General features: G+C 58.1%; 25 protein-coding genes and 1 tRNA gene. 10 read left to right on the top strand and 16 right to left on the bottom strand.

Going from position 1 to position 26,581, the window contains the following annotated elements; genetic code table 11:
* Positions 1–34: 34 nt before the first annotated feature.
* Both odhB and ACOQFS_RS01485 read right to left on the bottom strand, forming a co-directional pair.
* Positions 35–1,315 carry a 2-oxoglutarate dehydrogenase complex dihydrolipoyllysine-residue succinyltransferase gene (gene odhB / locus ACOQFS_RS01490; RefSeq protein ID WP_421561217.1) on the bottom strand — a complete coding sequence of 427 codons (1,281 nt, stop codon included), beginning with the start codon at positions 1,313–1,315 and terminating at the stop codon, positions 35–37.
* A gap of 52 nt (positions 1,316–1,367) precedes the next feature.
* A complete protein-coding gene (locus tag ACOQFS_RS01485; RefSeq protein ID WP_421561216.1) occupies positions 1,368–4,247 on the bottom strand; it encodes a 2-oxoglutarate dehydrogenase E1 component in 2,880 nt (959 codons plus the stop codon).
* A gap of 298 nt (positions 4,248–4,545) precedes the next feature.
* Here ACOQFS_RS01485 and ACOQFS_RS01480 point away from each other — a divergent pair, with 298 nt between their 5' ends.
* Positions 4,546–5,604, top strand: a complete 1,059-nt coding sequence (locus ACOQFS_RS01480; protein ID WP_421561215.1) for an AI-2E family transporter — start codon at positions 4,546–4,548, stop codon at positions 5,602–5,604.
* A 311-nt stretch (positions 5,605–5,915) separates the two neighbouring features.
* The gene (locus tag ACOQFS_RS01475) at positions 5,916–7,118 is read left to right on the top strand and encodes a tyrosine-type recombinase/integrase (RefSeq protein ID WP_421561214.1); all 1,203 of its coding nucleotides are present in this window, start codon (positions 5,916–5,918) and stop codon (positions 7,116–7,118) included.
* A gap of 55 nt (positions 7,119–7,173) precedes the next feature.
* Here the strand turns inward: ACOQFS_RS01475 and ACOQFS_RS01470 are convergent, their stop codons facing one another.
* Positions 7,174–7,986, bottom strand: coding sequence for a NaeI family type II restriction endonuclease (locus ACOQFS_RS01470; RefSeq protein WP_421561213.1), 813 nt, complete (start codon positions 7,984–7,986; stop codon positions 7,174–7,176).
* A gap of 84 nt (positions 7,987–8,070) precedes the next feature.
* On the opposite strand from ACOQFS_RS01470, the gene ACOQFS_RS01465 reads away from it, so the two are divergent.
* The 4 genes from ACOQFS_RS01465 (at position 8,071) to ACOQFS_RS01450 (ending at position 10,869) form a co-directional block, all read left to right on the top strand.
* Positions 8,071–8,265, top strand: coding sequence for a hypothetical protein (locus ACOQFS_RS01465; protein ID WP_421561212.1), 195 nt, complete (start codon positions 8,071–8,073; stop codon positions 8,263–8,265).
* Positions 8,266–8,271: 6 nt separating this feature from the next.
* Positions 8,272–9,228, top strand: coding sequence for a DNA cytosine methyltransferase (locus tag ACOQFS_RS01460; RefSeq protein ID WP_421561211.1), 957 nt, complete (start codon positions 8,272–8,274; stop codon positions 9,226–9,228).
* A gap of 81 nt (positions 9,229–9,309) precedes the next feature.
* Complete coding sequence (locus tag ACOQFS_RS01455) at positions 9,310–10,293, top strand: hypothetical protein (protein ID WP_421561210.1); 984 nt, start codon at positions 9,310–9,312, stop codon at positions 10,291–10,293.
* A gap of 12 nt (positions 10,294–10,305) precedes the next feature.
* Positions 10,306–10,869: a hypothetical protein gene (locus ACOQFS_RS01450; protein WP_421561209.1), complete on the top strand. Its 564-nt coding sequence runs from the start codon at positions 10,306–10,308 to the stop codon at positions 10,867–10,869.
* A gap of 38 nt (positions 10,870–10,907) precedes the next feature.
* Here the strand turns inward: ACOQFS_RS01450 and ACOQFS_RS01445 are convergent, their stop codons facing one another.
* On the bottom strand, positions 10,908–11,510 hold the full coding sequence (locus ACOQFS_RS01445) for a recombinase family protein (protein WP_421561208.1): 603 nt from the start codon (positions 11,508–11,510) through the stop codon (positions 10,908–10,910).
* 712 nt (positions 11,511–12,222) lie between these two features.
* Here ACOQFS_RS01445 and ACOQFS_RS01440 point away from each other — a divergent pair.
* The 3 genes from ACOQFS_RS01440 to ACOQFS_RS01430 all read left to right on the top strand — a co-directional run bounded on the left by ACOQFS_RS01440 (position 12,223) and on the right by ACOQFS_RS01430 (position 15,709).
* Positions 12,223–12,453: a hypothetical protein gene (locus tag ACOQFS_RS01440; protein WP_146052293.1), complete on the top strand. Its 231-nt coding sequence runs from the start codon at positions 12,223–12,225 to the stop codon at positions 12,451–12,453.
* Between the two features lie 4 nt (positions 12,454–12,457).
* Positions 12,458–14,224, top strand: coding sequence for a DUF927 domain-containing protein (locus tag ACOQFS_RS01435; RefSeq protein WP_421561207.1), 1,767 nt, complete (start codon positions 12,458–12,460; stop codon positions 14,222–14,224).
* Positions 14,225–14,383: 159 nt separating this feature from the next.
* Positions 14,384–15,709, top strand: coding sequence for a phage/plasmid replication protein, II/X family (locus ACOQFS_RS01430; RefSeq protein ID WP_421561206.1), 1,326 nt, complete (start codon positions 14,384–14,386; stop codon positions 15,707–15,709).
* Between the two features lie 288 nt (positions 15,710–15,997).
* On the opposite strand, the gene ACOQFS_RS01425 is transcribed toward ACOQFS_RS01430, so the two are convergent.
* Both ACOQFS_RS01425 and ACOQFS_RS01420 read right to left on the bottom strand, forming a co-directional pair.
* Positions 15,998–17,122 (bottom strand): Ig-like domain-containing protein, encoded by a 1,125-nt coding sequence (locus tag ACOQFS_RS01425; RefSeq protein ID WP_421561205.1) that lies wholly within the window; start codon positions 17,120–17,122, stop codon positions 15,998–16,000.
* Between the two features lie 55 nt (positions 17,123–17,177).
* Positions 17,178–18,356, bottom strand: a complete 1,179-nt coding sequence (locus ACOQFS_RS01420; protein WP_421561204.1) for a hypothetical protein — start codon at positions 18,354–18,356, stop codon at positions 17,178–17,180.
* An 88-nt stretch (positions 18,357–18,444) separates the two neighbouring features.
* Here ACOQFS_RS01420 and ACOQFS_RS01415 point away from each other — a divergent pair, with 88 nt between their 5' ends.
* Complete coding sequence (locus ACOQFS_RS01415; protein ID WP_421561203.1) at positions 18,445–18,816, top strand: helix-turn-helix domain-containing protein; 372 nt, start codon at positions 18,445–18,447, stop codon at positions 18,814–18,816.
* On the opposite strand, the gene ACOQFS_RS01410 is transcribed toward ACOQFS_RS01415, so the two are convergent.
* From ACOQFS_RS01410 to tolB, 10 genes are all read right to left on the bottom strand, one after another.
* The gene (locus tag ACOQFS_RS01410) at positions 18,813–19,292 is read right to left on the bottom strand and encodes a hypothetical protein (protein WP_421561202.1); all 480 of its coding nucleotides are present in this window, start codon (positions 19,290–19,292) and stop codon (positions 18,813–18,815) included. The genes ACOQFS_RS01415 and ACOQFS_RS01410 overlap by 4 nt on opposite strands.
* Positions 19,289–20,044, bottom strand: coding sequence for a hypothetical protein (locus ACOQFS_RS01405; RefSeq protein ID WP_421561201.1), 756 nt, complete (start codon positions 20,042–20,044; stop codon positions 19,289–19,291). The genes ACOQFS_RS01410 and ACOQFS_RS01405 overlap by 4 nt, the downstream gene beginning before the upstream one ends.
* 1 nt (position 20,045) lies before the next feature.
* Positions 20,046–20,435, bottom strand: a complete 390-nt coding sequence (locus ACOQFS_RS01400) for a type I restriction endonuclease subunit M (protein ID WP_421561200.1) — start codon at positions 20,433–20,435, stop codon at positions 20,046–20,048.
* 141 nt (positions 20,436–20,576) lie between these two features.
* On the bottom strand, positions 20,577–21,293 hold the full coding sequence (locus tag ACOQFS_RS01395; protein ID WP_421561199.1) for a hypothetical protein: 717 nt from the start codon (positions 21,291–21,293) through the stop codon (positions 20,577–20,579).
* A gap of 144 nt (positions 21,294–21,437) precedes the next feature.
* Complete coding sequence (locus ACOQFS_RS01390) at positions 21,438–22,499, bottom strand: transcriptional regulator domain-containing protein (RefSeq protein WP_421561198.1); 1,062 nt, start codon at positions 22,497–22,499, stop codon at positions 21,438–21,440.
* 289 nt (positions 22,500–22,788) lie between these two features.
* A tRNA-Lys gene (locus ACOQFS_RS01385) sits at positions 22,789–22,864 on the bottom strand.
* Positions 22,865–22,925: 61 nt separating this feature from the next.
* Positions 22,926–23,732 (bottom strand): tRNA threonylcarbamoyladenosine dehydratase, encoded by an 807-nt coding sequence (locus ACOQFS_RS01380; protein WP_421561219.1) that lies wholly within the window; start codon positions 23,730–23,732, stop codon positions 22,926–22,928.
* Positions 23,733–23,784: 52 nt separating this feature from the next.
* The gene (gene ybgF / locus ACOQFS_RS01375; RefSeq protein ID WP_421561218.1) at positions 23,785–24,564 is read right to left on the bottom strand and encodes a tol-pal system protein YbgF; all 780 of its coding nucleotides are present in this window, start codon (positions 24,562–24,564) and stop codon (positions 23,785–23,787) included.
* A 14-nt stretch (positions 24,565–24,578) separates the two neighbouring features.
* Positions 24,579–25,121, bottom strand: a complete 543-nt coding sequence (gene pal, locus ACOQFS_RS01370) for a peptidoglycan-associated lipoprotein Pal (protein ID WP_421561197.1) — start codon at positions 25,119–25,121, stop codon at positions 24,579–24,581.
* A 51-nt stretch (positions 25,122–25,172) separates the two neighbouring features.
* Positions 25,173–26,492, bottom strand: a complete 1,320-nt coding sequence (tolB, locus tag ACOQFS_RS01365) for a Tol-Pal system beta propeller repeat protein TolB (protein ID WP_421561196.1) — start codon at positions 26,490–26,492, stop codon at positions 25,173–25,175.
* Positions 26,493–26,581: the final 89 nt, after the last annotated feature.

Here is a 26,581-nt window from a genome sequence, read left to right as displayed (position 1 = left end):
GGGGAAGGCGCGAAGCGACTCAGGGGGTTGCATCTCAAATATCAAAGAGAAGGCGCGACGGGTCTTCCAGCGCATCCTTCATCGCCACCAGGCCCAGCACGGCTTCGCGGCCGTCGATGATGCGGTGGTCATAGGACATGGCCAGGTAGTTCATCGGGCGGATCACGATCTGGCCGTTTTCCACCACGGCGCGGTCCTTGGTGGCGTGCACGCCCAGGATGGCCGACTGGGGCGGGTTGATGATGGGGGTGGACAGCATGGAGCCGAACGTGCCGCCATTGGAGATCGAGAACGTGCCGCCGGTCATTTCTTCAATGCCCAGCTTGCCTTCTGCCGCCTTCTTGCCGAACTCGGCGATCTTCTTCTCGATGTCGGCGAAGCTCATCTGGTCGGCGTTGCGCAGGATGGGCACCACCAGGCCACGGGGCGAACCCACGGCGATACCGATGTCGAAGTAGCCGTGATAAACGATGTCGTTGCCGTCCACCGACGCGTTCAGCACGGGGTACTTCTTGAGGGCGTGCACGGCCGCCTTCACGAAGAAGGACATGAAGCCCAGCTTGGTGCCGTGTTCCTTGGTGAAGCTGTCCTGGAACTTCTTGCGCAGGTCCATCACCGGGGCCATGTTCACTTCGTTGAACGTGGTCAGGATGGCGTTGGTCGATTGCGACTGCAGCAGGCGCTCGGCCACGCGGGCGCGCAGGCGGCTCATGGGCACGCGCTGCTCGGGGCGGCCGCTCAGGTCTTCCTTGCCAGCAGGTGCGGACACCTGGGGCAGTGCCTTGGTGGGCACGCCGGTGGGAATCACGCTGGGCGCGGCAGAGGCCTTGGCACCGCCGGCCACGGCCGACAGCACGTCACCCTTGGTCACGCGGCCATCCTTGCCCGTGCCAGCCACGGCCGACGCAGACAGGTTGTTCTCGGCCAGCAGCTTCGCAGCCGCAGGCATGGCCACGTCGCCCTTCGAGCCGCCCGAAGCGGCTGGGGCTGCGGCTGCGGCGGGGGCAGCCGCCGGTGCTGCTGCAGCGGGCGCGGCGGCTGGCGCTGCCGCGGGTGCAGCGGCGCCGGCCTTGCCTTCGGTGTCGATCTTGGCGATGAGCTGCTCGGCAGTCACCGTGGCACCGTCGCCTTGCACGATCTCGGACAGCACGCCCGCTGCGGGCGCGGGCACTTCGAGAACCACCTTGTCGGTTTCGATCTCGATCAGGATTTCGTCCACGGCCACGGCTTCACCGGCCTTCTTCTTCCAGGTGAGCATGGTGGCTTCCGCCACGGATTCGGACAGCTGGGGGACTTTGACTTCTACGATAGCCATTTTGAATTCTTTCAGTAGGGTTCTGTTCTGTGTACGGTAGGGATCGCCGGCCTTACTTGGTCAGGACAAAACCCTTGAGCTTGGCGAATGCAGCATCCACCAGGGCCTTTTGCTGCTCCTGGTGCAGGTGGGCGTAGCCCACGGCTGGCGAGGCCGAAGCCGCGCGGCCCGCGTAGCCAAGCTTCTGGCCTTCGAGCATGTTTTCGTGGATGTTGTGCTGGATGAAGAACCAGGCACCCTGGTTCTGCGGCTCGTCCTGGCACCACACGATGTCGGTGGCGTTGGGGTACTTCTTGAGTTCTGCCGCAAACGCCTTGTGCGGGAACGGGTACAGCTGCTCCACGCGGATGATGGCAACGTCTTCGTCCTCGCGCTCGGTACGCTTCTTCACGAGGTCGTAGTACACCTTGCCGGAACAGGCGATCACGCGCTTGACCTTGGCGGCCTTCTTCACGATGGCCTCGTCCTGCTCGGGAATCACCGTCTGGAAGTTGCCCTTGGTGAACTCGGACAGCGGCGAGGTCGCGTCCTTGTTGCGCAGCAGCGACTTGGGGGTCATGATGATCAGCGGCTTGCGCAGGTCGCGCACCATCTGGCGGCGCAGCACGTGGAAGATCTGGCTGGCCGTGGTGGGCTGCACGATCTGCATGTTGGCATCGGCAGCCAGCTGCATGAAGCGCTCCAGGCGGGCCGAGCTGTGCTCGGGGCCCTGGCCTTCGTAGCCGTGCGGCAGCATCAGCGTGATGCCGTTGACGCGGCCCCACTTCACTTCGCCGGAGGCGATGAACTGGTCGATCACCACTTGGGCACCGTTGGCGAAGTCGCCGAACTGCGCTTCCCAGATCACCAGGGTGTTGGGGTCGTTCGAGGCATAGCCGTACTCGAAGGCCAGCACGGCTTCTTCGGACAGGATGGAGTCGATGACGACGAACGGAGCCTGGTTCTCGGCCACGTTTTGCAACGGGATGTAGGTGCCTTCGTCATACTTCTCACGCTTCTGGTCGTGGATGACGGCGTGGCGGTGCGTGAACGTGCCGCGCCCGCAGTCTTCGCCCGACAGGCGCACCGGATAGCCCGATGCGACCAGCGACGCAAAAGCCATGTGCTCGCCCATGCCCCAGTCCACTGGGGTGTCACCCCGGCCCATGGCGGCGCGGTCGTCATAGACCTTCTTGACGAGCTGGTGCGGCGTCACGCTGTCGGGGATGGCGGTGATCTTTTCAGCCAGGCGTTTCCACTCGGCCAGCGGAATGGCGGTGTCGCCTGCATCGGTCCACTTCTTGCCGAGGAACGGGCTCCAGTCCACCGCGTACTTGCTCTTGAAGTTGGTGAGCACCGGGTCGACCGTGTGCTTGCCAGCGTCCATGGCGGCGCGATAGGCCTTGGCCATGTCGTCGCCCAAGGTTTCGCCCAGGCCCTGCGTGGACAGCTTGTCGGCATACAGCTTGCGGGTGCCAGGGTGCTGGCCGATCTTCTTGTACATCAGCGGCTGGGTGAGCGCGGGGGTGTCCTGCTCGTTGTGGCCCAGTTTGCGGAAGCAGATGATGTCCACCACCACGTCCTTGCGGAACTCCATGCGGAACTCGAGCGCCAGCTGCGTGGCCAGCACCACGGCCTCTGGGTCATCGCCATTCACGTGCAGCACAGGCGACTCGACCATCTTCACGATGTCGGTGCAGTACAGCGTGGAGCGCGCATCGCGTGGATCGGACGTGGTGAAGCCGATCTGGTTGTTGATGATGATGTGCACCGTGCCGCCCGTGGAATAGCCACGGGTCTGCGCCAGCGCCAGGGTTTCCTGGTTCACGCCCTGGCCGGCAAAGGCCGCGTCGCCGTGCACCAGCACGGGCAGCACCTGCTTGCCCTGGGGGTCTGCGCGACGGTCCATGCGGGCGCGCACCGAGCCTTCGACCACGGGGTTCACGATTTCAAGGTGCGAGGGGTTGAAAGCCAGCGACAGGTGCACCGGACCGCCCGGGGTGGACACGTCCGAGCTGAAGCCCTGGTGGTACTTCACATCGCCCGATGGCAGGTCTTCCGGTGCGGTGTGGTCAAACTCGGCAAACAGGTCCTTGGGCATCTTGCCCAGCGAGTTCACCAGCACGTTCAGGCGGCCACGGTGGGCCATGCCGATCACGATTTCCTGCACGCCCTTGGCGCCGGCGGACTGGATCAGCTCGTCCATGGCAGCAATGAAGCTCTCGCCCCCTTCGAGGGAGAAACGCTTCTGGCCCACGTATTTGGTGTGAAGGAAGCGCTCCAGGCCTTCGGCGGCGGTCAGGCGGTCCAGGATGTGCTTCTTCTTGTCGGCGCCGAAGTTGGGCTTGCTGCGGATGGTTTCCAGCTTTTCCTGCCACCAGCGCTTCTGGTTCTGGTCGGTGGCATACATGTACTCGGCACCGATGGAGCCGCAGTAGGTTTCGCGCAGCGCGTTGATCAGCTCACGCAGCGGCATGGATTCCTTGCCGAAGAACGTGTTGCTGGTGTTGAACACGACTTCCTGATCGGCGTCATTGAAGCCGTAGAACGAGGGCTCCAGCTCAGGAATGGCGGGCCGCTCGGTGCGCTTGAGCGGATCCAGGTCGGCCCAACGCTGGCCCACATTGCGGTATGCGGCGATCAGCTGCTGCACCGCCGTGCGCTTGCGGCCCAGCTCCGAATCGGCACCCGTGGCCACCACCACCTTGGTGCCACCCTGCTTGGCGCGCTCTGCGAAGGCATTGATGACGGGAAGATGGGGAACGTCTTTGGCATTGGTGCCATCGACGGCGGGCACGTTTTGAAGTGCGTCGAAATATTCGCGCCAGGTGTCTGGCACGCTGCCTGGGTTGGCCAGGTAGTTTTCATACATTTCTTCGACGTAAGGCGCATTGCCGCCGAAGAGATAGGTGTTGCCTTGATAGGCTTGATAGACGGACGTCGTATCGCTCATATTCCGCTGACCTCCGCTTTCCTTGGGAAAGCATTAGCTGGTTGAGAAACCTTCCGCGACACGGCTGAACCGATTGGCGGATGCGACTGTGGCTGGGGAAGGGCCTTGGGTTGCGGCCGCCATTGTGCCACCGATCACCCAGCAGCCCAAACCCGGGGGTATCCCCCCGGGCAGTGCCTCCCGCATCTACGCCGCGATATTTCGCGGTGAGCGCGCCGCTGGCACGCCCGAGCGAGCGCCATCGCAGGGGGTTGCGGCCTCGCGTACATTGCGGGGTATCGAGAAACCTCACATCCCCATGACACCTTCGACCGTTCAGAACAAAGCCTTCGTGGTGCTGCTGATTCTTGTCACCATCGCCTTTGGTGCCATCCTCTGGGAATTTCATGGCGCCGTGTTCTGGGGGGTCGTGCTGGCCATCCTCTTTGCCCCGCTCCACCGAAGGTTGCAACGGCGCATGCCCAAGCGCCGAAACCTCGCCGCACTGTGCACCCTGGGGCTGTGCCTGGTGGTGGTGATCCTGCCGATGATTGCGATCACGGTGTCACTCGTCCAGGAAGCGACGGTGATCTATGAGCGTGTGCGGTCCGGCCAGCTCAATTTCGGTCTCTATTTCCAGCAGGTCATGGCCGCGCTACCCGCGTGGGCCGTCGGCCTGCTGGACCGCCTGGGCCTCACATCGGTGACCGAACTGCAGCAGCGGTTCTCGGCCGTCGCCGTGCAGGCCAGCCAGTTTGTCGCAACCCAGGCGCTGAGCATCGGCCAGAACACACTGCAATTCGTGGTGAGCTTCGGCATCATGCTGTACCTGCTGTTCTTTCTGTTGCGCGATGGCCCGAGCCTCGCCCGGCGCATCGGTCACGCCACGCCGCTGGACGAAGCCCACAAGCGCCAGCTGGTCACCAAGTTCACGACGGTGATCCGGGCCACCGTCAAAGGCAACATCGTGGTGGCAGCATCGCAAGGCGCTCTGGGCGGCATCATTTTCTGGATTCTGGGAATTCAGGGCCCTGTGCTCTGGGGCGTGCTGATGGCGTTCCTGTCGCTGTTGCCGGCCGTGGGCGCCGGACTGATCTGGGTGCCGGTCGCCATCTACTTCCTCGCCACCGGTGCCCTCTGGAAAGGCCTTGTGCTGACCGCTTTCGGCATCTGCGTCATCGGTCTCGTGGACAACGTTCTGCGCCCCATCCTCGTGGGCAAGGACACCAAGATGCCCGACTACGTCGTGCTGATCTCTACGCTGGGCGGCATGTCCATTTTCGGGCTGACCGGCTTCGTGATCGGCCCCGCGATCGCCGCGCTGTTCATTGCCTGCTGGGACCTTTTTTCACCTGCGCCCCCGAGGAGCACGCCGTAGGAAGACCAATCGCGACTGACAGGCGCAAAAAGAAAAAGCCTCCCGAAGGAGGCTTCTTGCAAGTGGGGTGGTAGGACGTACAAGATTCGAACTTGTGACCAACGGATTAAAAGACGCAAAAAGCATAGCATCACGCTAGGTCATGGACTGTCAATAGTCGTCATAACCTGTTGATTTATAATGCAAATTTTAAATCAACCAAGTTTTCATCCGTCACACGAAATCGACTCTGATGGTAGCAATGGGGTAGCAATTCGCTTGCGCAGTAGCAATACGGTAGCAACCAGGAGTCCATCCGATGGTCGTTTGCCATGACGGTTCTGACCACCATGACAAGCTCCACCAACCGCATCAACTTCACCAAGGCGAGCATCGAAAACCTTCCGATCCCGGAGTCCGGCTGGAAGTATTACTACGACACAAAAGTGCCCGGCTTGGCTGTCGGCGTCGGCGCCAGCGGCGTCAAGACCTACGTTCTGTACAAGAAGATCAACCGCCGCCCTGAGCGCATCAAGATCGGCCGCACCACCGATCTCACGGTGGACGAAGCGCGCACCAAGGCCATCGAACACAATGGCAAAGTCGCGCTGGGCAGCAACCCCGCTGACAAGAAGCGGCAGCAACGCGCGGAAATCACCTTCGGCGAGATGTTCACGCTGTACTATGAACAGCACAGCAAGCCACGCAAGAAGACGCACAAGGAGGACTTAGCAAAGTTCACCAAGTACCTGTCCGACCGGAAGTACGGCGTCAACCTTGCCAAGCGCCGCCTGTCAGAGATCGGTATTCACGAAATCAAGACTGTCTTCAACAAGATCGCGGAAACGCACCCCATCACTGCCAACCGCGTGCTGGCCTTGGTCAGCAGCGTTTTCAGCGAGGCCATCCGCGCAGAGCTTTACGATGGATTGAATCCGTGTCGCGGCGTCAGGCGGCACAAGGAAAACAAGCGCTCGCGCTTCCTGACCCGTGAAGAGCTTCCGGCGTTCTTTAGGGCAGTAGACGAATGCAAGAATCCCGTGGCCCGCGACTACATCAAGATGAGCTTGATCACCGGGGCGCGCCGCTCCAACGTGCTCGCGATGCGTTGGGATCAAATCAACCTCGTGCGCAACGAATGGATGATCCCTGAGACCAAGAACGGCGAGCCGCAGATCATCCCCCTGCTGCCGCAGGCACTCGAAATCCTCGCTGAACGCAAGGCAGACCCTAACGCCGTCAGCAGTCCGTTCGTGTTCCCCAGCACCGGGGCCAAAGGCCATCTGGTCGAGCCCAAGCGAGCATGGGAAACCGTTCGCAAGAAAGCGGGCATCGAAGACGTGCGACTTCACGACCTGCGGCGCACTTTCGGCGCCTGGATGGCAGGTAGCGGAGCCAATCTCTCAATCATCGGCAAGTCGCTCAACCACAAGTCTCTGGATACCACGAAGACTTATGACAGGCTGTGGATTGATCCAGTACGCGAAGCAATGGAGAAGGCGGTCAGGTCCATTTTTAATGCTGGCGGCAAGTAGCAAGGAACTCTGCACTCAGGCCCGCCCCAGTGCACCGGGGGTGCCCCCAGCGAAGTCAAGGGTGCCGGATACTCAACCAGTCGTCATCGTTAAATTGCTTGAAGCCATGCCGCACGAACTCTGCCCTGTCCTCCTTGTACGTAGCACACAAGACCTGAATCCCCTCCTTGGCAAGCACAGCCTTCGATTCTCGTGCCCGCTTAGCTGAGTCCTTCTGCTGTGCCACTTGCTCAATAACCGAACGAGGGATAAGCCGTCCAGTTGCGTTTCTGAACAACTCCCAGATCGCCTGCCGACCACTTGGCGCAGACATGATCGTGGCGCGAGCAGCATCTGGCAGGTCCAACATGAAGTTCCGAGGCATCTGCCCCTGCGCGAGCCAGGTGATTTGCCCCCTTCCAAGCGCAGATACGCTCCTTTTGCCGTCCTGGTTTGCTCCGTTAGTCAGCACCTCAGGCACCATACGAAGGATGCCTAGCCCACACCGTCCATTGTTGTCGTCACCCGTAGCGAGCAAACACAACTGGTTTATTGCCTCTCGCGGAATCATCCAAGTGCTCCCGACCGTGAACTTGGTGTCCACCTCATGGCCACGAATTAAATTGTCGAGGACATGACCACGCTCCAGCCCTAGCTCGGTACGGAGAACGATCTCGACCTTCGTTCCAATGTATGTCTTCTCGGTTTTTTCCAACTGCTCAATGCGGTAGCGCCCAGTGCGCGGGCCATCAATGACCTCGTCAAACGACTTGCGGATCGCCCGGCCCACGATGCCAAGCAGATCGGGCCTCCCGCAAAGGAAGTCCCGTACTTCGCAAAGCGCTTGATCGTTGGGCGAGGACACTTCTGGGTTCTGGAAGAGGGTCATCTGCTGACTTGTCAACTGGGTGGCGGCAGTATGAGGTCTTCCGGATGGATACACAAGTGTGTATCCACATGCTAGAGTGTGTGGATGCAGAGAAAAGATGCAGGCATGCGCATACGCATTGAGCGAGACCTTAGGGATACCTTTGTAGAGGTATGTAGGTCTCAGGACTTGGCTGCTTCGGAAGTTCTACGTGAATTCATGCTGCGGTATGTCCAGCATCTGAACCCTCAACCAGGGCAGCTTCCACTGCCTCTAAATTCTGACAACAAGCTCGAATAACACAAAATGAGTGGACCAACATCAATTGAAATCTGTAGCGGTGCTGGCGGCCAAGCACTCGGGCTCGAAATGGCAGGCTTCGACCATGAGGCGCTTGTAGAGATTGAGCCTCCAGCGTGCGCCACCCTTCGCGCCAATCGCCCCAATTGGCAGGTATTTGAAACTGATCTTCGTACTTTTAGTGCAAGCGACTATAAAGGTGTCGATTTATTGGCTGGGGGTGTACCCTGCCCTCCGTTTTCAAAAGCGGGAAAACAACTTGGCGCTGATGACGAGCGTGATTTATTTCCAGAAGCTATTCGTTTGGTAGATGAGTGTCGCCCTCGTGCCGTGATGCTAGAAAATGTGCGCGGGCTACTGGATGCGGTATTTGACGATTACAGAACCAAGGTTGAAAAGCAGTTAAAGAAGCTCGGATACACCCCCGGCTGGCGTCTGCTCCATGCTTCCGACTTCGGCGTCTCACAGCTTCGGCCCCGCGTCATCTTCGTAGGTATCCACAAAGATGTTGGCGGAAATTTCTCCTGGCCCGAGCCGCACATAGATGAGCCCCCGACAGTGGGCGAATTGCTTCATGATTTGATGGCCGCACGCGGATGGCGCGGTGCCAGCCGCTGGAAGGAAATGGCGGATGCTATTGCTCCTACGCTGGTTGGAGGCTCAAAGAAGCACGGGGGCCCAGATTTAGGGCCGACACGAGCAAAAAAGGCGTGGGCGACCCTTGGTGTGGATGGTCATGGCATATGGGACGAGCCTCCTGAGCGCGATTTCGTCGGTATGCCTCGTCTTACGACAAGGATGGCGGCAAGAATTCAAGGCTTCCCTGATGAGTGGGCTTTTTCAGGTAAAAAAACTGCAGCTTACCGGCAAATTGGTAATGCCTTTCCACCACCAGTTGCGAAGGCGGTAGCGCAGCAGATCAATCGCGCTATCTCGACTCGCAGAGTATTCGCTGTCGCCTAAGTTGGCTGCAAGTAGAGGAAAGTGCTGTGCAAGGCGAGGCTGCACAAGGCAATTAACAAAAAAATTTTCGAGGGAGAAAAGATGTCTTTGCCGCTGCGTAAACGCACAGTGCATTTCTATGAAATCCACCTTAGTTCGTTCACAAATGCCGCTGTCAAGAATCCGAGTTGCGCATCTCTGACAGACCTACTTCAAAACTTCACTTTACTTGCTTCGGGCAGCAAGTTGCCGCGCACCATTCGACAGTCCTCGCAGCTACATACGGTGCTTGCAGACTGGAACTACGATGCAGCCAACAACTGCTACGAGTTGCTAGTTAGCAAGGCCAATGCCGCATTGTCCGATGTGGCACTACGCGACTTGGGAACAGCCAAACTCCGCAAGGCCGGTAAAACCAAGGTAGAGGGCATTGAAGTTTCGGCTCATGTACTGATTCGTCCGAATACGGATGGCAAGAAGGCGGCAATGCTTCTGACGATGGGAGCCAGCGTCGCGGCACAGGATATTGAAGTGATGCTACGGTTAATGTCGCGCCAAGCTTCCAAAGACCCGCGCAGCAAGTCACTTTTTTATTTCGATGATCCGTCGGGAGCCAAAACCCCAGATGGCAAACCGTTGCAATATAAGGTTCAGTACCGTTTTGCGGCCTATGGGCATCAAGGGCAGACACTAGCCACTGCGCTGAAGTCCGGCGAGTTTGAAAGCATGGAGTTGATTGCACACGAGCAGGCAAAGTTCGACGCAGGTGGGAACTTACAGATCGTGGAGCGAAGCCTTGGCATCCAAGCTCGTATACCCAAGACAGTTACTGGTGCCACTATTACCAATGCGGTACGCTCGTTTCGGCAAAGTCCGGATGGCGCTATCTACGACAAACTTCGGCTTCATTACAAAACTGTGGCAGGCAAGCGTACCAGTGCCGTATTGGACATTAAGAACTTGGATGCAGCATTCACGCTCAAAGAACACATTGAATTCGACTCTGATGTGGAAGCACAGCAAGAACGACTGAGCACTGTCATCCTGGCGGGTATGAAACCCTTGCTTCAGTTAGTGCCATCATAAGCAGCTATCAAAATGTTGGACCTGCTCAGGCCCTTTTCATTCCTCTCCGTTAGGCATCCATCACGTCTACCGTTATGGGTGAACTGGGTATTGCCCGCCTTCTTAACAGCGGTGGCGGTAGCAGGACTCTGGCTGTTGAAGACTCCAGTGAACATCTTCGGGGCGCAAGGGCTGCTGGAGCGCTTGCTTGGATTCGTACAAACCTTGGCTGGCTTTTACATTGCCGCACTGGCTGCGGTCTCATCTTTTAACAGCCCCCATTTGGATCGGGCAATGCCCGCTCCGGCACCCACGATGTACATCAAGTACAACGGCGTCTTGCAAAGCGTGACCGCTACTAGACGGCGCTTCCTGACGTCGATGTTTGCGTATCTCACTGCGCTGAGTATCGTTCTCAGTTTGGCTGCAATGGCTGCCCTAATTGTTGCGCCTGCCGTGAAATCAACATGGCCTGACGCAGCTATCGTGTTACATTGGATAGGACTTTTTGCATTTTTATTTGCACTCTTTCAGATGACATCTGTGACTTTTTGGGGCCTTTTCTACCTAGGCGAAAGAATGCTGACCCCAGACTAGTTATTTTCACAAATCGATCTTGTGCAGCTATGGATGCGCTACATTGATTTAAGATATTGATAGACACTCGCTCTTGATATTCCAAGAGCTTGGGCAATATCTGTCTTCGGCATACCATTGTGTGCCATTTCTCGCAGTTTTATTGCCGAAGCCTCATCCAACACAGGCTTTCTCCCTTTGTAAACGCCCTTGCTCTTGGCAATAGCGATGCCCTCCCGTTGACGCTCTCGGATCAGCGCCCGCTCGAACTCCCCCACCGCTCCGAGCATCTGCATAAGTAGCTTGGAATAGGCCGCCGTATGGCTGTTGCCACTACTTCCTGGCCGCTCGAACCTCAGGTTCTCCTTGCAAAACTCAACCGCTACCCCCCGGGCCGTCAGCGACTCCACCACCTCTTGTAGGTCTTTCAACGACCTGGACAGGCGATCCATGCTGTGGACGTACACATGATCCCCTTCGCGCACATGACTGAGCATTGCCTGCAATTGCGGCCGGTGCACATCTTTGCCGCTGGCCTTGTCCGTGAATATTTTGTCCAACTCCAGCCCATCTAGTTGGCGCGCATCGTTCTGATCCACGCTGGAGACCCGGACATAGCCAATCTTTTGTCCGATGCTGGCGGGCTGCTGTTTCGTCGTCATGGTCGGCTCTCTCCACAAAATGTGTCTAGATAGAATCTATAAGGTAATTTGGACTTTGTCAATAAATTCCAAAACCACTCCAGATAGACACAAAATGAGCGTCCAATTTTTGTATGACTAGTGTGTACTTCAAATAGACAGAAGATTACTACTCGTCGTCATCCGCTGCTGTCAATAACCATCAGAAAAATCCACTCCAGAAGCCACCAAAACGGCTTTTGAGCGGCTTTATTACTTGGCTGGATGCAGAGTGGCGTCATCACATGGCGCACTGTTCTGGAGTCTTTTTGCAAGACTGTAAAAAAGACCTGCAATCGCTAGCGTTGCAAGCTTGCGCGTATGGCTTGTCACGTTGTCACATGCTCAGCGGCATGAACACCACCAGCCACATCCCTCGGAAAGCACGAAGAAAAACGCCAGCACACCCTCGCATCGCTGTCAAAAAAGTAGAGGGTGGCTACTTTTTTTGAGAATTTTGCTGACCTGCGCGACCATGCGAACCAGCAGAGACAGAAGCCAAGAGTAGAGGCACAAGACTAGGGCTCTCCGCTTATCGCAGCGCCATGCTGAGACAAACGGAGGGGTGCTGCTTCGGCCCGGCTCTTCAAGCCCCTGCTTCAACAATAACAGCCCAAGCGGTAAACAAACGTTCAAGCGGCATCGACAGATGCCATGTATTAATTTTGAACGGGCGCGCAATCGCGCAAATATCGTGACTCAAAAATCCACTGAAGGACTGGTTGTCCCTGGAAAACTATGGTCTGACGCAGACTTGACGGCACTTTTGAAAATCCACCCCAGAACGCCCGCGCAGTGGCGCTATTTGGGCAAATTCAAGAAAGAGCTTCCCTACATCAAGATTGGTAAAACGGTGCGCTACACCGATGAGGTAGTGGCCAAGTTCCTTCAATCCCATATGAGCATGATCGTCGCGAAGGATTAAGGCCATGAACCAGACAGCCAAAGCAGACGATCACAACAAGAAGGAAGCCGCTACCCCTGCGGCTAAGAGCAAACCGAAAAAGCAAAAGCCCTCGTCCAAGCCCGCAGCCACCCGGCTGAGCCCCGATTTGCCGAAGAACCTGCTCTCGGTCAACCAAGTAGTGAATGACAAGGGGGAGTTGTCGGGACAATTGCTGGTAAAAGCGACGGACAAACGCGGCAATGAGGTCCACGCCACCCTGGATGTAAAAGAACTGGCACTTGGCCGTTGCGAGGGGTTGGCGCATTTCGCCGTACGCGCCGGAATGTCCAGCTTCATGTCGCCGAAGGGGCTGCGCACCATGGCGGCGATCCTGCCAGAGTCTGCGGACAAGGAGGTGTACGTCGCCCGCCGCGAAGGCTTTCACAGCCTGCAGTTGCAAGGCCAGCGCTATGGCTTCTACGTTTTGCACGAGAAGCCCTACTTCTTTGGCCACAAGCCGCCTTTGTCCGTTGTAGTGATCAATGAGGCGGGCGGCATTGACCCACCGTCCGGAGACCTCGCCAGTTGGCAGAAAGCCATTGGCATCCATCTGCCGGGCAACCCCTACATGCTGGTATCGGTGCTGGCCGCGCTGTCTCCAGCGCTGGCCCGCGCGCTGGGACTGCAGATCCTCATCTTGATGATCGTGGCCCCCAGCAGCATGGGCAAGACCACGCTGCAGCAGGCGGGCCGCAGTGTCCGTGAGCGCGCGGACAAGATCGACGACGCATCGGGCACCACCAATGGCCTGCGCGTGAAGATGGAGCAGCACCCGGACGCGCCCGTATTCTTCCAAGACGTTCACAAAGCGGAAGACATGAAGGGGCTGATGGGACTCTGCTTCCTGGTTGCCAATGGCGGGCAGCGCCTAACCAGCACGGCCAACCAGAAAGTCCAGGCAGGCGATGAACTGTCATGCGGTGTGAGCTTTTCGTCGGAAATGTCGTTCATGGAAATGTTCGGCGACTCCAAGATGAGCTTGCCGGAGGGCTTCTCCGCTCGTTGCTTCGAGTTGGTACTGCAGGGGCCGAACGGTGCCTTTCACACTCTGCCAGAGGGCATGCAGGCGCATGAATTTGCGAATCAACTCAAGCGAGCGTGTGGGGAGCACTACGGTGCGCCCTGGGCCGAGTGGATCGCCGCCATTGCCAAGCAGCCTCCCGGCAAAATTCGCGCCTGGCTTCCCCAGAAGCTGAAGGAAGCAGAGGCCGGGCTGCTGGAAGGCTTGGACATTAAAGATCGGGTCACGCTGCGCCTAGTCAGCGGATTGGCGGTCTGGGTCGTGACGGGCTGGTTGGCAATCAATCTCAAGGTGCTCAAACTCAAGCCTGAGGTGGTGCTCAAGGCCGTGCGCCTGGTTCTGCGTGAGCATGCCGCTCGCCAAGCCCACCACACCACGCCCATCGGCGAAAAAGTGATCACGACCGTCCGTGACTTCATCGACCGCAATGCCAACCGTTTCCCGGCCCTTGCCATGTTCGGACGCTCGGATCAAAGCAATGTCATGGGCTACACCAAAGGCAGCGGCGGTGAGATGGTTTATCTGCTCTTGCCTGGGGTGCTGGAGGCCCTTCTGACCGAGAAATTCGGCCTCCAGATGGCGTTGCAGAAACTGTATGACGCGGGCTATTTGGTGAAAAACAGCGAGGGCTGGCAAATGCAAGTACGGCTGCCCATGGAAGAAAAGCTGCGTAAACGCTTTTATGCGATCCGTGCCTCTGTCCGCTTTGACGGTGAAACGGCGGACTAGGCTTGTCACGTTGTCACGTCCATTTGGAGAGACAAGCCACAACTCAGAGCCTGCGCAAGAGTGCGTGAAAAGGCTGGAATACAGACCCCGGATCACTCTTGCCGCTGATCACCGTAATACGCAACAAACCACGAATACATTCAATTTTGGAAAACGATGATGAAATCCTCAAAACGTCTTCGTAAACACGAGCCCATCCCCATCAGTAACTCCCTCTGGTCTTCCAATGCACAAGCGCCAGCAAAACGCGCATCGGTGACTGTTGGCCGTACCCACAAGCTCACCGTGCCCAAACGGGCAGTGCCAGAGCACCTGGCCACGCTGGTGAAGCCGAGCATGCGCTTTCCGCTGGCAACCACGGTGCTCAAACCGGCGTTGGACTGGAAACCGTTCTTTTCATGTCTGATTGATACCGTTGCGGTACTCATTGATGTGGGCCACAAGTCCCTTCGGAAGATTGCGCAGAACAACCCAAATATCACTTGGCACGGCAACTACCAGCTTCAAGTCCACTCCCCGTTCTCTGCCACGATCAAGGCCCGTGTTTTCAGCCGTGAAAAAGGCACCAAGCTGATGATCGAGGCATCCATTCCCAAGTTCTTGACCGGCCAGAACATTGTTGGTGTGGAAGCGCTATTCGAGCCCTGTAAACAACTGATATTTGCTGTCCTTGAGCGGATGAGAATCGAGCCCACGGCAGCAGAACGCCGCAAAATCAATCGCGGGAAGTTCGAGATGAAGCGCGTGGACTATGCCCTGCATTGCGCCTGCGGGACACCCGAGCGCGCAGCCGCTGTCATGGCAGCCATTCGCAGCCTGATGTACGCAAAAGCTAAGGACCCCGGTTCGTACGGTGATGAAACCGTCTATGCTGGCCAGCACAGTAACCGTTGGACGTTCAGGATCTATCGCAAGGATTTTGAGATCAAGAAGCGCGGCCGTGGCCTGCCCGCTAATGTCTACGGTCGGGACTATCTGATTGCCAAAGTCCAAAACTGTGCGCGCATGGAACTCGTGTTGCGCGCACCTGAACTCAAGCGCCTTGGCCTGAATGACCCGCCAGCATGGAATGTTGATGCTGCCCGCCAGCGGATGCAAGTGTGGATCGACCGCCTCTCCACCGCAGGCGGTGTGGTGCCCAACATTGAGCACCTCGGCAAACTCACAAGCGTTCAACAAATGAAATTGCTCTTGTGGCTTGGCGGGCATCGGACGGTATTCACTGATAGTCACAGCACGTTTGCGGCCACGCACAAAACCATCTTGGCGAAAACCGGCATTGATATTCGTGGAGAGCCCAGCGTCGAACTTCAGCGCCGTGCAATGAAAACCATTCGTGAGGTTTTGATCCACGGTACCGGCTTCAAAAGCTATGCCCACAAATGGGATGCCCTTTGCAAAGGAGCTGACGCCGGAGACGCAAAAGTCAATAAACAAGCAGCGACACGTTCAACGCTCCGGCCACCACCAAATATCACAATATGAAATCGATTTAAACGCGATTTGGCGCGCTTTCGATGGTTGGCGCTGGAGAGCCACACGCCACCATCGAAATTCGCTCAAAACGGCCAATTTGACGATCTCCGGTACCGTCTCTCACACCAAATTCAGCCGTTGACCACCACTATCAGCGCGAATCGCATCTCATGTTCTCCATCACTAACATTGACGGTTTCGACTGCAACGGTGATTGCTGAAACAGCGACCGTAACCGCTGGTCAGTGCCGCAAAAAAGCTTGCAAATCATCCGCCAGCGATAGGGGGCGGCTAGCTTTATTGCGTCAGCATTGCTCCATACTGCCCCGCGAACGACTGCCCCTGACGCACAGCATCCAGCAGTTGCACCACTCCGGTGTTACCACGCTTGCCGATCCAAGCAGCCACTTCCGCACGTGCTTGGCAGTACGTCTTGAAGAAAACGTCTTCCGGCCCGGTGTAAGCAACCCAATCTGTCTCCAGATCGAGCTTGCGCAGATCGTCGATACCCTTGCCTGTGACGTTCGTACAGATCGGCTCACCAGCGATATAGGTCGCCAGACCCTCGTCGAACCAGGCTGGCACGTGCTTGCCACCAGTGCGCGTTGCCACCTCCACATGCGAGAACTCATGGGCCAGCACATAAGGGTTCTGCGTCCAGTTCGGTGACGTGAGCACCACAGTCATGCGCGGCGCCACATACTGGCCCGCATACGTGTTTGGGTACAGCGTCACATTACGCCGACGAGGTCCGGCGAAGTAGTCTGCGCAGCTTCCTGACTGGCACACCAGCACATCCGGCTGAGCCGATTGCAATTGACCGTAGACCTTGCGATCCATCTCCAGCGCCGTCTGGATGCCATTGACGATCCCCGGCCAGAGATTTTTGGCAACAGCGGACTCAACGAACACATTGCCACAGGCAGCCACCAACGCCGCGCCATTGAACGACGGAGGGGTGTTGGCCGTGCCACCAGGGCATGCCAGCGCTTTCACCGTGAAGCTCGTTAGGGCCGTTGATCCGGTGAACACTGTTCCGGCTGCATCTTTCGTCGCTGCCGCGTCCACCGTAGCCGTGCACTGCGCATTGGCGGCAACTCCTGGAGCATCTGGCTTGAATGTTGCCACGGCGCCGGAGACAGTGGTCTTGCCCGCCACGGCCACCCCATCGCAGACCAATTTGATACCGGCAGCAGCCAGGGCCTTGCTAGCCGTGAATTGCACCGCAGGCGCATAGTCGGCACCCGTGGTTCCGTTGACCGGGGCGATGGCCGGAGCAGCCGCCAGCGTTAGGGTCGCTGGCGCTGTCGGTGCGCTTGTGTCACTGCCGCCACCACCGCCGCCGCAACCGGACAGCACAACGGCCATGACGACAGAAAGAGACGCGCCCGCTACGCGGGGATCAGATATGGAAATTCTCATGATGTGCTCGCAAAAGGGAATGCAAAAACCGGAACCACGGGGCCTATGGCGGTGCTTACTTCATCGACTTTTCATCGGTAAGGATGCGCATCATCAAAGCGACTTGGCTGTGGTCGGAGGGAGTGCGTATCGGTTCGGCCTTGCCGTCTGCCACGAGGGCATGGATGTAGGCTTCTGAGCCTTCCACTCGAAAGAGAAACGTAACGGCGGGGTGACCTGTACGCTTCACGGAGATACCGGGAAACCCTCTGACTGACGCGCTTTGAACCGACGCGATGAGCGAGTTCTCAAGCAATAAACCCAGCCATTGGTTGCAAGGCATTAGCACAGTCCATTGACCCATGTAGTTCACATACAAGGTGGCATTGGCCAGCGATGAAGGCACTCCGAGTGCTTTGATTCGCTCAGTCTGGCGAGCGGCTGCACCTTTGGCATGGGCCTCTTGTTTCGCATTGGCTGCAGCACGTTCCTGGGCTTCGCGCTCTTGCTGCTGCTTCGCGGCGACCTGACGCTGGCGCTCCTGCTCTTCTTTGGCTTTGCGGTCAGCTTCGCGCTGGCGCTCGGCCGCTTGCTGCTGTTGCTCCCAGGCTTCTTGGCTACGGCGCTGAGCATCACGGCGCTCCTGCGCTTGGCGCTGCGCCTGTTCGTCTTCGCGGCGCTGGGCTTCCCGTTGGCGTGCAATGCGCTCTTCGTTCTCCCGGATCGCTCGCTCGCGCAGCGCGTCTTTCTCTCGATTGGCGTCCTGCTCACGCCTGGCACGCTCAGCGGCTGAAAGAGAACCCGATACCGGCAGTGGCACCGCTACTGGGTTAGCGCCGCCAGCCATCGCAACTTGCACCGAGCAATCGCGTAGCCGCTGATCTCCATTGGCAGAGAAGATGGTGGCAGGCCCGGAAAGCGCAGAGTCTTTCCACTCCAACATGACGACGTTGCGCCATTGGCCGGTACTTCGCTGCCCGGGGTTCCAACGGCCCTCCAGATTGAAGCTCACGCGGCCATTGCGCAGTGTGCCGGAGCCAGACTCGGACAGCCGACTGTCAAGCCGTTCCCAGGTCACGCTTTGGCCCGAAACGGTCAGTTGAACGGTCTGGCTCCATCCGCCCTGCTGAGGGTTGGTGAGCAAGGGGCCGCAGTCGATTGTTCCGGTATAGGCGCCATCACGAATCTGCGCGGAAACCGAACCGCACACCATGGCGAGGCAACCCCAGGCCACGCATTTAAGTTTTGCTGTCATCTCCATCCTCTTTCTGTATCTGGAAGTTTCTCACAATGAAGAATTAACTCTGTCGTATTTAAGTCGTCATTGAGGCATTTTTGCCTCAATGGAATCCACGCCAACCACCGCCAAGAAGAAGGTCGCTGCCGACCGTCATCCGCTGGCCGTGGCGTTTGGTGAGTACCTGAAGAGCGTGCGCAAGGACAGCGACAAGTCCCAGGCCGAACTCGCCTTCGATGCATCCATGGATCGCACTTACATCTCGCTGTTGGAGCGCGGTCTGTCTGCACCTACGTTGCTGGTACTGGACTCGCTGGCGAAGTCCCTTGGCATGACCATGACCGAATTGATGGGCGGCTTCGAGGCCCAGTTGCCGAAGAGCCTTCGCCGCACGTCGGTGAAGCGCCGGATCAATGAGGCGTCGCTAGCAAAGACCGGGGATCGGCCACAAGGAACACGACGCTCACCGCTGCGCTAACCGTCCGGTGCACCAGCCAGCCAATTGACGCTCATAGCGTCCACCAGCGCGGAATCGAGTACCACGCCGAACACCAGATACGTCGATTCGTCCATGGCGTGCTGAACGGCCCTGAAGACCCCTGCACACTGGGTCAGTTCAAAGCCCTTGCCGTACCCGCTGCACACCACCACGGCGGCTTTGATGTTGTGGCTCGGTATCCCGGCCAACGCATCGCGGCAAGTATCAAGAACCTTGTCTGCGTCGTGGTTGGTCACCGTGAAGCTCATGGGGGAACTACCGCAGAGCTTCAGCGCGTTGCGTAAATCTTCCGGGTCAATCTGCAACAGAGAGCCTTCTTCTGTCGCCACCAGCAGCGCCGCCACCACTTGTTGAATTCCACTGGCCGGGGTCGATGCCGCAAGCAGTGGCCGGGGTGACAGCACCATGCCACCAACGATCTTGAGGAACTGGCGCCGCATCAAAACGTGCTTCATGCTGCCACCCTCCGTTGCAACCGCACAGCGGCCAGCAATCGAACTTCTTCGGCATTCCATTCTGCCGCCTCGTACATCCAATGCACAGGCTTGCGCTTGCCGTCTTTCGAGGGGTTGAGTGAATCCGGTGGTGCTTGCCGACTGCCAGGGCCAGTCGTTGGCAAACGCAGCCGCGCATTCGAGGGAGCAAAACTCGGCTCGCTGGCGCTGGGGTCGAGCAAGAGAATGGTGTCTGGCGTATGCACCTTGCCGACCACAGCACCCTCAACACCAACCGCCAGCGCCCAGTGCTTGGTTCTGGTGTGTTTGACTGACGCAAATGCCAGCGCCACCAGATCACCGCCGCACATCAGCCATTCAAGAGCGTATCCATCGGCGTTGTCTTGCATGCCGTACTTGGCTGTCAGTGCCAATGGCAGGTCAAGGCTATCCATTAGTTCCACCCACTCTTCAGGGTGGACTCCTGCAAAAAATGTGTGCTGAAATGCTTGCCAGACCGTTGCAGCGACACCCGTTTTTCTGTGGCTCATCTCATGCAGGGCAGACGGTTTTGCGAGATCGTGGATCGCCAAAATCATCGCCGCGATGTGTACCCCGCAGGCCCCGTCAAGATCAGATTGCTGCATGAAGAACCGGACTGGTTCTTGTCGTTTGGTCTGCACGGTCAGCGCGTGCCCGGTCTGCAATCCTGGGTACACACGCTGGAACCGATAGGACACTGCCGGGCGATTCAATGAGACCGTCTTGGACATTTCAATAATCCGATGGCAGCAGTAGCGTGGTCACGCTGCGGTCGGCTTCCGTGATGACGAGCAAAGTGGGTAGTGAAGACCGCTTTTCTCTGGGTGTCGCAGCCAGTCGCTCCGCATCCACCAGCCGGTAGCAACTCAGAATCCGTAGACGCCGGGTCACGGCAAACTCGTTATCTGTTCGGTCTTCTTCACATAGGTCGCCCCAACTTCCGTGTACATGCCGCGAGATCAAGGCCGCTGCGCTGAAGCCGGTTTCTTGCAGCAGTTCCAATGCTCCGGGCGTGGCTACGATCTGGCCCAGCGGGAACCGGGCGGTGTTGGAATAGATGATGGTCGGTGCGGTCCGCGCAGGAGCCGCTGCATTGGTTGCGGACGTGGGTGTTGTGGTCATAAATATCTCCTTGGTTAGGGAACGAAATAAAACGGTCAAAAAATGGACGTGCGTAGTCCTCCGCAAACAGGTACTGGATAGAAAACGCGGGTGAGAGAAATCAGTGCGGCCGCAGAAAAGCAGCCGACGTGAGACGTGGCCTCAGCGAGAGGCTGGCAATGAAACTTGCGCCTGGCAGAGCGCTATCAACAAGTCAGTGTCCGAGTCATAGGGTTGCTCGATCCAATCAGCAAATTGGTCGGTGGCCAACAGCCAGCCGCTGAGCGTGGATGGCATCGCACCATCACTACCCATGCCATCCAGCAAACCCCACATGTGCATCCGGCGCGACGCGACGGCATCCCGAACAGCATCCACCGGCATCTCGCTCAGTAGCGCCAGCACCTCGCAGCCGTGCTGTTGATCACGCAAAGGAATCTTGGGCAGGATCGCACTGCCGAAGCGCTGGATGCAGTAGGACCACAGCAGCCACTGGAACTCGAAGAGCGATAGGGGCAGCAGGCGATTCAGCGCACTGAGATTCATGCCAGCGATTGACGATGCAGGCAACGGCGATGGCACCAAAGCAGCCATCAGGTCAGCTAGGTCTGCCGGGTCAGTTGGGTTCGACAAATCGGCGGAATGACCATCAGCATCCGCAATTAAAAACGGCGGCAAATCGCCACCAAAGACTGGTTGTTGCGAGTAGCCAAGTTCACGCCAACAACGCTGCTCCAGTTCACGGCATTCTCGAACCAAGTCGGAGCCGTGCAGCCACCGGGGAAGCAGCGCCCCCAGTCGGTGCAATAAGCACCCCATATGATGCCTTAGAAAGGCTTTATTGGAAAAACCGATAGTATTACCAGAATTCAAAAGCACGCAGATATTTTAGCAAGCACAATGAATTTCAAATAATTTTATTTATGGTATCATAGAAAATTTTGCGCATTCAATTTAAATTGAAATATGAAATAAATTTAAATTTATGCTATTCTATTGAAACGTACGCCAAAACTTCAAAGATCACTTCTTTCTTTTTTTGTGATCAGCGACATACGCGGCAACTGCTAAATAGCCATTCTGCGTCACATAGTGGCATGCCATGTTATACCAACTTCTAACCTGGGCAGCACTAAAGGTTGGCGGCTCCCAGCTATCAGCCACCGTGACCTCCCCGCTCATAAAAGCGTCCAATTCCTTGTCGCTTCCAAATTTCTTGAGAAGATCACGCACAATTTTTTGGGAAAGCTCATTCTGCCCAAGAATTGGGTCATGCGCGGCATCAAGAATTCGCAGCATATAGTGAACGGCTTTAAGATCGACCCTATTTATTGGTGCTTCTGACTTTGGCTTCGGAATATCATTCATGGCGGACTGAGAAGCAATCCTGATATGCTTGGCCTTCAAATATCTCCGCTGCCACTGATCCAGAAATACTCCCGCACGCTTTGTTTGCTTTTCAATTGGCTCATCAATCCTGAAGCGGATAAGTATTTCATCGGGATTGAGGTTTGTAGCGATATTTCTAATTCCGGGATAATTTATACATCCCTTGTTCCGCTGCGCCCACGCAGGCAGAAAATGAGAAATAGTTGTACTGAGGAATTTTGGCGCACGCTTGAACCTCGTCTTGGCTTTCTTTGTGACAGGAAATTTCTCACTTGGCAAAAGCGGGTAAGTTATTCCCCACGCCGACCGCAGGACTTGATTGGGAGTCTGGACGGTGCAATTTTGCTTTTCTTTTCGACACCATTTTTTATAGTCGTCATAGGTGCGCACAGATGCAGGAGCAGGAGGCATGCAGACAAGATGCTCCACCAAGTCGGATGATTTTGGTTTTTGTCGAGTGCGAAGGTCTTCCGGCAAGGTGGCGCACCACAGGGCGAACGCCCCGTACTCCGCATTCCGACGAAGGAACTCCCATGCCCAGACTTTGTAGTTTTTGCTATCCGGTAGAGGGTAGCTTTGTGGGTCACGCCAGTTTCCAACATGCCGGAGTGCGTACAGAGGCAGTTGATCAATTCTTGGGTTGTTGATGACGGCAGGCGGAAGCATGCTCACAGATGAATCGGCGTGTTCATTCATTCCTGCATGTTACGGCGCGTCAGGACACAGCTTTCCCAAGCCGCACAGGAACCAGACAACCGCGCGCGGAGGATGAACCAAAAATCCAAGCCTAGACGCGACGCAACAGTTGAACGGCCAATGACTGGCCGCTTTGGGTCGGCGAGCCTCATACAAGCATGGCCGCAACCACGCGCACTATCACCGACCGTCATTCCAGCCGGTAGCAATAGAGTAGCAATGGCGCTCAGGCAAGAAAAAAGCACCTAGGCATTTCTGCGCTAAGTGCTTGATTCTCAAGAGAAATTCTTGGTAGGACGTACAAGATTCGAACTTGTGACCAACGGATTAAAAGTCCGCTGCTCTACCAACTGAGCTAACGTCCCGACCTGTTGCAGCAACCGATTGTCTCGATTGCTGCAAAGCCTTGGATTATAGCGTGAATTTTCAGCTGTTCCGCGTACCCGAAGCGAGTCTGTCGAGGATCCAGCCAGCGGCGCAATGGCCGAAGGTGGCCGTCACCGCCACGACCGACCCGTAGCCATGGCAGTTCAGCGAACCGTCGCCCGCCGCAATATTGCAGGAGGCGTCGGGAGGGGCGACGGCCTCTCTGCTGAACACGCACGCAATGCCGATCTTCTTGCCCTCTCGCGGCGCACGATGGAATTTGCGCATGCGGTAGCGCAATTGCGCAAGTAGAGGGTCGTGCGTGGTGCGCGCAAGGTCATCAATGTCTACCTTGTGCGCCAGGCGCTTGCCGCCTGCGGCCCCTACCGCGATATGAGGCACCCGCTGAGCCTGAGCCCAGGCCGCCAGGGCGGTTTTCGCCTTGACCTGGTCACAGGCATCCACCAGCGCGTCCACATTCCCCGGCGGGAGCAAACCAGGCCAGTTGTCGGGTTCGACAAAATCGTCGACGCACTGGACGCTGCAGGCCGGGTGGATCTGCATGATGCGGTCACGCATGGCAATGACCTTGGCCTGGCCCACGGTCGAAGTCAATGCGTGGGCCTGGCGATTGATGTTGGACTCGGCGACATGGTCCATGTCGATCAGCGTCAGGCGGCCCACACCGCTCCGGGCCAGGGCCTCTGCGGTCCAAGACCCCACGCCACCGATCCCCACCACCACCACGTGGGCGTTGCGAATGCGCGCAGCACCTGCCAGCCCATACAAACGTTCGAGCCCGCCGAAGCGCCGCTGCAGCAAGTCTGCCGCAACCTGATCGGGGATAGGAGAGGCGGTAGCAGCCAGACTCGGGGTGGCATGGGGGCCTTCGCCCCCTTGCACAAGTGGAACTGTCACTTCACTTCAACCGCAGCAGCCGCTCTTTGGCCGCGACGGCCGCTTCGGATTGCGGATAGGCGCGAACCAAGTCTTCCAGCGTCTTGCGGGCAGTGCGGGTGTCTTTCAGCTCGATCTGGCAATTCGCAATCGACAACGCAGCCTCCGGCGCACGCGGATGGCCGGGCGCTTCTGCCAGCATCTGCTTGAAGTTGCTGATCGCCTCCTTGTAGTCGCGCACCGCATACTGGGCGTTACCTAGCCAGAACCGGGCCGAAGGAGCAAAGCCGCTGCGGGGATACTGGCGCAGGAAGCCGGCAAACGCGGCGCCCGCGTCGGCAAACTTGCCCGTTCTGAACACGGCCAGCGCCGCTTCATAGTCGCGCTTTTCTGCAGGATCTGCCTGAAACTCCTGGCCGTCCAGCGACACTTTCACGGGTTCAAATTGACGCAGGCGTTCATCCACGCCCTGCGCAATGTCCTTTTGGCGTCGCTGCAATTCGGCGGAGTCGCGCAGCAGCTGCTCGTTTTGTCCTCGCAGTTTGGACTGCTCCACACGCAGGGTTTCGATTTGCGTCTGCAGGTCTAGCAGGCTTCTGCGCAGTTGGGCATTTTCCTCACCCAGCTTGCGCACTTCGTCGCCAGCACGCTGCTGCGACTGCTGCAGCGAATCTACGCGCTGCCGCATCTCCAGGATGGCGCGCCGGGCCTCTCCATCTTCAAACAAGGCCGCGTGACCGGCGGGCAAAAGACAGACCGACACCACCAGGGCAGCAACGGCCCTGGGCAAAAAAGTGGGCATGAGGGCGCGCTGCATCAGCGGTACGACAGCTCAGCACGACGGTTTTGCGCGTGGACGTCTTCCGTTCCGCCTTGCGCAGCAGGCTTTTCCTTGCCGAAGCTCACTGCCTCGACCTGGCTGTCGGGCACCCCCAGCAAGCCGAGCGAACGGCGCACGGCCTCGGCACGCTTTTGCCCCAGTGCCAGGTTGTATTCCCGGCCTCCCCGCTCGTCGGTGTGGCCTTCGATCATGACCTTGCGGCCCTGGTTGGCCTTGATGAAGCGGGCGTGGGCTTCGATGAGGGACTGGAACTCGGACTTGATCACGTAGCTGTCGTAATCAAAATAAACGATGCGTGCGACGCCGACAGGTCCGGCCCCATCGCGCCCCGCCTGACCAAGGTTCACACCGGCGACGCCACTCTGCCCAGCGTCACCCGTGTTGGCACCGGGATTGGTCCCGCCCATGGTGGAGGTGGCGCCCTTGTCTTCCACCGGCACGTCGTCCAGCTTTACGCCCGAGCTGCAACCCGCCATGAGTGCGACAACCGTGAGAGCAAGGGTAAAACGTTTGATCATCCAAAAATCTCCTGAAAACGTGATGTCGAAAATATGAATCGAGATGGCGGTTTATTGCTTCTGGAAGGGGCCCCAATCGGGCTCGCGAATGTCGCCACCCTGGCCCGCAAGACGCGCCTTGATCCTGCCGTCCAGCGTGGTCGTCATGAGCGACTCACGACCCTGCTGCTGGGTGGCATACACGATGAGGCGGCTGTTGGGTGCGAAGCTGGGGCTTTCGTCCGCAGTGGTGTCAGTGATGGCATTGACCGTACCGGTGGACAAATCCATGACGTGCAGTTTGAACGCGCCACCCACCCGGGAGATGTAGGCCAACCACTTGCCGTCAGGGCTCACGGTCGGTGAAATGTTGTAGGAGCCAGAGAACGTCACCCGTTCCGCGCTGCCTCCCGAAGCGCTCACCTTGTAGATCTGAGGAGCACCGCCACGGTCGCTGACAAAGAAGATGGTGCGACCGTCGCCGGCGAACACCGGCTCGGTGTCGATGGCCGTGCTCTGCATCAGCCTGCGAGGCTCGCCCCCATTGGCATCGATGGTGTAGAGCTGCGAGCCCCCATCGCGGCTCAAAGTCACCGCCAAAGTGCGGCCATCCGGCGCCCAGGCCGGTGCGCTGTTGGAGCCCCGGAAGTTGGCGATCAGGCGGCGGCGGCCCGAAGCCACATCGTGCACATAGACCACCGGCTTGCGCGACTCAAACGAGACGTAGGCGAGTTGTCCCCCATTGGGAGACCAGGCGGGAGAAATGATGGGCTCGGGGCTGGACAGGGCAGACTGGGCGTTCTCACCGTCGGCATCGGCGACCCACAGGCTGTAGCGCGACCCGCCCTTGGTCACATAGGTAATGCGGGTGGAGAAGACGCCACGCTCGCCGGTCAGCTTCTCGTAGATGAAGTCGGCAATGCGGTGGGCCACCAGCCTCAGGTCGCCCTGCGTCACGACGAAACTCTGCCCACCCAGATCCTGGCCCTTGACCACATCCCAGAGGCGGAAGCGGATATCAAAGCGCCCATCGGCCAGCCGCGTGATGCTGCCGGTGGCAAGCGACTCCGCTCCCTTTTGCTTCCACAGAGCAATGTCGGGCCGAGAGCTTTCGTCCAAGGCCTGGCCCGCAGCGTCGACAGCAGCAAACTGCCCGCTGCGTTCCAGATCGGCCTGGACGATGGCGGATATCTTCTGAGGAGACTGGGCTTCTGCCCTGAACGGCGCGATGGCAATCGGGCGCTGCGTCATGCCAACGCCCACCACTTCCACACGGAACTGGGCGAGAGCGGGCAAGGCGGGGGTGGTGATCAATGCAGCCAGCAGGTGGCGGCGCTGGGGTAGCGGCAGGGCCGCGACAGGGAGGGATGTTGGATTGCGGTCAGTGGTCATTGGCGGCCAGCGTTCGCTGAACAAGTCGTAAGAGCCTGTTCAATGTCTTGTTGAAGATCGCATTGGAGTGCAATCGGTAGGGGTGGATG

The organism is Paracidovorax sp. MALMAid1276, assembly GCF_049198005.1.
GTDB lineage: Bacteria > Pseudomonadota > Gammaproteobacteria > Burkholderiales > Burkholderiaceae_C > Acidovorax.
The sequence above is the reverse complement of the archived record's forward strand: the minus strand, read 5'-3'. Positions and strand labels throughout refer to the sequence as shown.